General features: G+C 45.4%; 1 protein-coding gene. It reads right to left on the bottom strand.

Going from position 1 to position 1,135, the window contains the following annotated elements; all coding sequences use genetic code 11:
- Window positions 1-162 precede the first annotated feature (162 nt).
- A partial coding sequence (locus tag QZL64_RS02175; RefSeq protein ID WP_296309174.1) for a GNAT family N-acetyltransferase occupies window positions 163-1,135 on the bottom strand: 973 nt, incomplete at its 5' end.

Below are 1,135 nucleotides of genomic sequence, written 5' to 3' on the forward strand. Positions count from 1 at the left end.
TTTTTAGGTCTAACTTTAAGGGGTCGGTTCATTCCGCTAAATTCCAAAAAGCTGACAAAACAAAAAGCCCTCATAAGATTCAAAGCCTCTAGCCAATCGGACGTATCACATCCGGTATAAGTAGAGTCTGAGCCTTATGAGGGCCTTTTTATATATTAATTCTTACCACCATTCATTAATGTATGTTTTTTGTTTCGGATAAACACGGTTAAGCATAGCAATCACCGCTTTTTCACCACACACTTTACCTTCAAACAGCAGTTCCGAAGCTGTCATGCGACCCATAAGGATAAGGCTTAAAGCGCCTACTTCACTTACCACCTGCACATCAGCTTTCACTTCGTCCGCTGTTTTAACAGCTTCCACATGACCGTCCGCATGAATTGTTACCTCATAAGTCCCTTCATTCCAAGTTGCCAAGGAATCTTTTACACCCATGGTGAAAGTATATTTACCGTCAACTACGCCCGGCTGATTTTGCCAATGCGCATCGATATGAACCGGCACGCTCGCCATAGCGGTAGCTACATCTACGATGCGGCTCATCATGTATGGCATAGTAGTATGACCGGTTTTACCGTTTGGATGGAAGATATAGGATTCGTCCTGCATACCTTCGTTCCAACGAATGCTCGACCCCTGCGAACGATGATTGTATAAATAATTGAGTAAACCTTTTTGACCGCGACGAGAGGTATACACAAATTCGGTAACCGGAATTTCTTCGGCACCCAAACGATATACCGCATAACCTTCAATTCGGCCGTCTTCCGTCTGCACATAAGCTACGCGCACGCCTTCCGCAAAAAAGCTGCCCAATAAGCGTCGCCATTCTTTTTCACCGCGCACGGCATAACCGGATAAACCTTCAGTATAAGCTTCATAGATTGGGGCTAACTTAGTCCATTCGTCTTCCGATTGCAAAAGACCGAAATGAAGTGTTTTATCCGTAAGCGGACGTAACTCTTCAAGACTCAAGGTTTGCACCCACTGATGAGCGTACAGTTCCCAACCGTATTGTTGGTAAAACGCAGCTTTGGACGGCATCAAAATGGTGATCCCCTGACCGCGTTTTTTTAACTCTTCTAACGAAGCCGTTAATAATTGACCGCCGATACCGCCACGGCGGGCTACC

This window comes from Veillonella sp. CAG:933, assembly GCF_000431435.1.
In the GTDB taxonomy this organism is placed as follows: Bacteria; Bacillota; Negativicutes; order Veillonellales; family Veillonellaceae; genus Veillonella_A.